The 5,284-nt window shown below is 72.6% G+C and carries 5 protein-coding genes; 3 read left to right on the plus strand and 2 right to left on the minus strand.

Going from position 1 to position 5,284, the window contains the following annotated elements; all coding sequences use genetic code 11:
* The first annotated feature begins 28 nt into the window (after positions 1-28).
* Positions 29-286: a DUF397 domain-containing protein gene (locus FNH08_RS43860; RefSeq protein ID WP_322726420.1), complete on the plus strand. Its 258-nt coding sequence runs from the start codon at positions 29-31 to the stop codon at positions 284-286.
* A gap of 94 nt (positions 287-380) precedes the next feature.
* Here FNH08_RS43860 and FNH08_RS43865 read toward each other — a convergent pair whose 3' ends face one another.
* Both FNH08_RS43865 and FNH08_RS43870 read right to left on the minus strand, forming a co-directional pair.
* A complete protein-coding gene (locus FNH08_RS43865) occupies positions 381-2,711 on the minus strand; it encodes an ABC transporter permease (protein ID WP_152777091.1) in 2,331 nt (776 codons plus the stop codon).
* Positions 2,708-3,457: an ABC transporter ATP-binding protein gene (locus tag FNH08_RS43870; RefSeq protein ID WP_407704571.1), complete on the minus strand. Its 750-nt coding sequence runs from the start codon at positions 3,455-3,457 to the stop codon at positions 2,708-2,710. The genes FNH08_RS43865 and FNH08_RS43870 overlap by 4 nt, the downstream gene beginning before the upstream one ends.
* A 139-nt stretch (positions 3,458-3,596) precedes the next feature.
* Between FNH08_RS43870 and FNH08_RS43875 the strand changes: the two genes are divergently transcribed.
* Entirely contained in the window at positions 3,597-4,511 is a 915-nt protein-coding gene (locus FNH08_RS43875) for a sensor histidine kinase (RefSeq protein WP_322726422.1), read from the plus strand.
* The gene (locus FNH08_RS43880; protein ID WP_322726423.1) at positions 4,508-5,215 is read left to right on the plus strand and encodes a response regulator transcription factor; all 708 of its coding nucleotides are present in this window, start codon (positions 4,508-4,510) and stop codon (positions 5,213-5,215) included. Before FNH08_RS43875 ends, FNH08_RS43880 begins: the two co-directional genes overlap by 4 nt.
* Positions 5,216-5,284: the final 69 nt, after the last annotated feature.

Genomic DNA, 5,284 nt, shown 5'->3' on the forward strand with positions numbered 1-5,284 from the left:
CCCACACACACTCCGGAAGGACTTCCCCGTGTCTGACGTCCCCGCCGACCTCGACTGGATCCGAGCCGCCCCCGAGGACGCCACCGGCCCCGGCCCCTGGATCGAGGTCGCCTTCACCGAGAGCGAGGACCCGGAGGCACCCGTGTACATCCGGGAGACCAGCGACCCGGACAACGTCGTGACGACGAACCGCCGGAAGTGGGACGCGTTCGTCCTGGGTGTACAGGCGGGTGAGTTCGACCACTTCGTGGAAGGGGTCGAACTGGACACCACGCCGGAGCGGTGATCCCCGAGCGATGCCCCGGAGCGGTGATCCCCGAGCCGTGGCCCAGGAGCGGTGATCCCCGATCCGTGACCCAGGAACCATGGCCCGGCCCGGCTCACTCGTTGTGCAGCACCTGGGCGATCGTGAGCCGGGCCGCTCTCCGCGCCGGGACGAGCGCTCCCAGTACCGCGATCGCGAGGCCCGCCGAGGCCACGCCGGCCAGGGCCGGGGCCCGCCAGACGTCCGTCATGTACGGGGGCAGGGCGAGGTCCACCGCGCCCGCCATCCGCGGTACCACCACCTCGTAGCCCGCCACGCCCAGCGGGACACCGAGCAGGGAGCCGAGCGCGCCGAGCACCGCCATCGACGTCACCGTCATCACCGTGACCTGGCGCGGTGTCATGCCGATGGACTTCAGCATGCCCAGGTCGCGGCGGCGGTCACGGGTGTTGAGGACGACCGTGTTGAACACGCCGAGGGACGCGACCACGGTGAGCATCAGGGTGAGGACCGTCGCCGAGCCGACGATGGTCTGGGTGAGGGAGTTGGAGCCGGTCGGGGTCGGGCTGATCCCGGAGTCGGCGGCCTTGGCGGCGCGGGCGTAGGCGGCCGGGTCAGCTCCGTCGCGCAGCTTGACGTGGTAGGCGATGGGCTTCTCGTTCGGGGACAGGGCCGTCACCGTCGGCCAGTCGGTGACGAGCAGCCGGGCGTTGCTCTCCATGAACTCCCCGACGACGACCACGTCCTCGCCCCGGTCTCCCTTCTCCAGGCGGATGCGGTCACCGACCCGGAGGCCGTTCTGACGCAGGAAGGCCGACCCGGCCACGACCTCGCCGGCGCGGTGCATCCAGCGGCCCTGAGTGAGGACGTTGCCCAGGGTGAGCCGGTCGCCCCGCCGCCCTTCGAGCATCACGTCCTGCGCGGAGCCCGCCATGCGGATGTCGTCGTCCGCCCTGGCGGTGACCTCACGCGCGCCGGGCAGTGAGCGCAGCAGTGACTCGAGTTCCCGGTCGCCGTGCTGCGGCTTGACCTCCTTGCCGTGCTTGAAGCTGCTCGCGTACACCGTGACCTGGTAGGCGTCCCGGCCGGCGTTGCCGAGCATGGTCATCGTCGTGGCCAGGCCGGTCGCGAACGTCACGGTGGTCACACCCAGCACCACGGCGGCGAGCGTGAGGGCGCTGCGGCCCGGCCGGGCGAACGGCAGGCCCACGCCCAGGCTCACCGAGCGCGGCAGCCTGCTTCCGGCCAGCCGGCGCTGGAGGTGGAGGGCACGCCCGGCACGTGGGGCGCTGCCCGCGCTGATCGCCCGTGCCGCGGGCAGCCGGTGGGCGCGCACGGCGGGGGCGAGCGCGGCGAGGACGCACACCGCGGGCACGCCGAGCAGAGTGACGGCGTTCACCCAGGCCGCGACGGAGACGCTGCCGTGGAACACCCCCGCGTCGGGCCCCGTGAACACGAACTCGAAGAAGGGGCGCGCCAACAGGTTGCCGACGACGGTGCCGAGCGCACAGCCGAGTACGGCGGGTACGGAGATCATCGTGAGGTAGACGGCGACGACCTGCCCCGGTGTGAACCCCAGGGCCTTGAGGATGCCGATGTGCCGGAAGCCGGAGATCACCGCGCCGCTGACCACGTTGGCGACGATGAGCACCGCCACCGCGATCCCGAGGACACCGAAGGCCATGAGGTACGGGGTGAACGCCCGCGCGGAGCTGCTGACCTGCTGCTTGAGGGTGAGGTACGTACGGGAGGCGGTCAGTGCGCCCGCCGGAAGTCCTTCGGTCAGCGTGGCCAGTTCCGCGCGGAGCCGGTCCTCCGAGGACGCGTCCGGCGCCTGCGACTCCTTCGTGAAGCGGAAGAGCATCTGGGTGACCGTGGGGTGCAGGGCCGCTGCCTGCTCGGGCGCCACCCAGGCGTCCGCGGTGCGGCTCAGGTCGAAGGCGAACCCGACGACGGTGAGGTCCGGGCCCGAGGGCACCTGGAGCTTCTTGCCGAGGTCGTCCGCGGTCCAGTCGGACTGCCGGTTGAGGACGACCTCGCCGGGCCCGGTGGCCCAGCGGCCCGCCCACAGGTCCACCCGGTCCACCGGGCCTGAGGGGCCGGGGCGGCCCACGACCGTGATCTGGCTGCCGAGGCCGAAGTTCATGGCGTCGTCCGGCAGTTCGACCGTGGCCTGCGCGAACGGCCCGGCGGCGGCCTCCACACCGGGTTGCCGGGCTGTCCGCTCCAGCTGCTCGTCCGAGGCCTTGTCCGGATCGAACGCGGCGACGACATGCGGGCCCCGCTGCCGGTCGAAGGCCTTGTCGAACGGGGCGGAGGCCGCGTCCACGAGGCCCAGCGCCACCACCATCGCCGCCGTCGAGGTCAGCGTGACGAGTGCGATGACGACCGTCTGGAGCCTGCGTCGCCGTACCGCCGCGCGTGCGGCCCGCCACACCGCCCTCATGCGGACGGCTCCAGGGTGTGCTCGCCGGTCACCCGGCCGTCGGCGATCTCGACGAGCCGGCTGGCGCAGCGCCGGGCGAGGTGCTCGTCGTGGGTCACCAGGATCAGGGTCTGGCCGATCTGGTTGAGGTCGAGCAGCAGGTCCATCACCTGCTCGCCGGAGCGGCTGTCCAGGGCGCCGGTCGGCTCGTCGGCCAGCAGCAGCGCGGGGCGGTTCATCAACGCCCGGGCCACCGCGACGCGTTGCCGCTCGCCGCCGCTGAGCACCGCCGGATAGGCGTTCCGCCGGTCGGCGATGCCGAGTTCGTCGAAGAGCTCCAGCGCCCGGCGGCGGGCCTGCCGGGCGGGGGTGCCGGTCAACTGCGCGGCCAGGGCGACGTTGTCGAGCGCCGACAGGTCGTCGATGAGGTTGAAGAACTGGAAGATCATGCCGATACGGCGCCGCCGGTACAGGGCGAGGCCCTTCTCGCTCAGCTCCCCCACGTTCTCGCCATGCACGACGACCGAGCCGCCCGTCGGACGGTCCAGCCCGGCGATCATGTTGAGCAGGGTCGACTTGCCGCACCCCGAGGGCCCCATCACCGCGACCGCGTCCCCCGCCCGTATCTCCAGCGACACACCGTCCAGCGCCGTCGTCTCGCCGTACTCCTTGCGCACGCCGTCGAGTCGTACGACGGCCTCTCCTCTGCTGCCTTCAGCCCTGCCTTCAGCCCTACTGCCTTCAGCCCTACTGCCTTCACTGACCATGCACCGGACGCTAAGGGAGGAGCGCGATCTCGACATCCCTCCCGGGACGGCACATCGACCCGCACCTCATCCCTGGGATGCAACGCCCTGAATCCACAGGCTGATGCGGTCCGGGCGGGCGTCTGCGAAGGTGACCCCCGTGGGGGAGTGGGAGTCTGACGGGCTGACGGCGGCGCTGGTCGCGGCGTGCACGGTCGCCGTGGTGCTGGCGGTCGCGCTGGTGCGTACGCGGCGCCGGTGGCAGGCGGCTGTCGGGGAGCGCGGCTGGCTGCTGGAGCGGGAGCGGGAGAGCGCCGCCCGCGCCGCGGTCACGGCCGAACGCGACCGCATCGCCCGGGAGTTGCACGACATCGTCAGCCACAACGTCAGCCTGATGGTGGTCCAGGCCGGTGCCGCCCGCGAGGTGCTGGACACGATGCCGGACGAGGCCACGGCCGCCCTGCGGGCCGTCGAGGACGCGGGCCGCGGCGCGATGACCGACCTGCGGCACCTGCTGGGACTGCTGGCCCCGTCGCAGAACGGCGAGGACGCGGAGCACGGACCGGACGCGGACCACGGACCGGACGGGGACCACGGACCGGACGCGGACCACGGACCGGACGGGGACACAGGCGTGGTCGATCTGACACCGCAGCCGAGCCTCGACCGGCTGGGCCAACTCGTCGACCGGATATCGTTCGCCGGCCTGCCCGTCGACGTGCGGATCTCCGGCGAGCCACGCCCGCTGCCCCAGGGAGTCGACGTGACCGCCTACCGCATCGTCCAGGAGGCGCTGACCAACGCACTCCGGCACGGAGACGGCGGCAAGGCCGAGGTCACCGTCCGGTACGCGGACCACGCCCTGCGCGTGGAGGTGCTGAACACCGGCCCGAGCGTGCTCACCGGCGGCACCCCCGCACCATCGAGACCATCGAGGCCGCACCGCGAGGGCACGGGCCGCGGGCTCCTCGGTCTGCGCGAACGGGTCGCGGTGTACGGAGGGGACCTGGACGCCCGGCGGCGCCTCGGCGGCGGCTACCGGGTCCGGGCGCGCATCCCGCTGGACCGCCCGTGACGGCGGCCGGGGCCGAGCCGGCTCCCCGCGTGCTCGTCGCCGACGACCAGACACTGATCCGCACCGGTTTCCGGCTGATCCTGACCGCCCGCGGCATCGAGGTGGTCGGAGAGGCGGCCGACGGCGCGGAAGCGGTGGCGGCGGCGCGTGAACTGCGGCCGGACGTCGTGCTGATGGACATCCGCATGCCGACCATGGACGGCCTGGAGGCCACCCGCCGCATCCTGGAACAGAACCCGGACTGCCGCGTGCTCATCCTGACCACCTTCGACCTCGACCGCTACGTGTACACGGCCCTGTCGATCGGAGCCAGCGGCTTCCTCCTGAAGGACGTCACCCCGGAACACCTGGCGGCGGCCATACGCCTGGTCGACACCGGAGACGCCCTGCTGGCCCCGTCCATCACCCGACGCCTGGTGGAACGCTTCGCCGCGGACACGGCGCCCCATCCACCCGCCGTGCACGCCGACCTCGCCGCCCTGACGCCCCGCGAACGGGAGGTCCTGACCCTGCTGGGCCGCGGCCTGTCCAACGCGGAGCTGGCCGCCCACCTGACCCTGAGCGAAGCCACCGTGAAGTCCCACGTGGCCCGCATCTTCGCCAAACTCTCCCTCCGCGACCGCGCCCAGGCGGTGGTACTCGCCTACGAGACGGGGCTGGTCAGGGCGAGGGACGCCGACGCGGGCGGACCCGGGAACCGCTGAGTGATCCACGGGCCCCGCCAGGGGAGCCCTCAGACACTCCCCTACACACCCTCGCCCCCGTCCGCACCC

It is taken from the genome of Streptomyces spongiae, from assembly GCF_009377185.1.
In the GTDB taxonomy this organism is placed as follows: domain Bacteria; phylum Actinomycetota; class Actinomycetes; order Streptomycetales; family Streptomycetaceae; genus Streptomyces; species Streptomyces spongiae.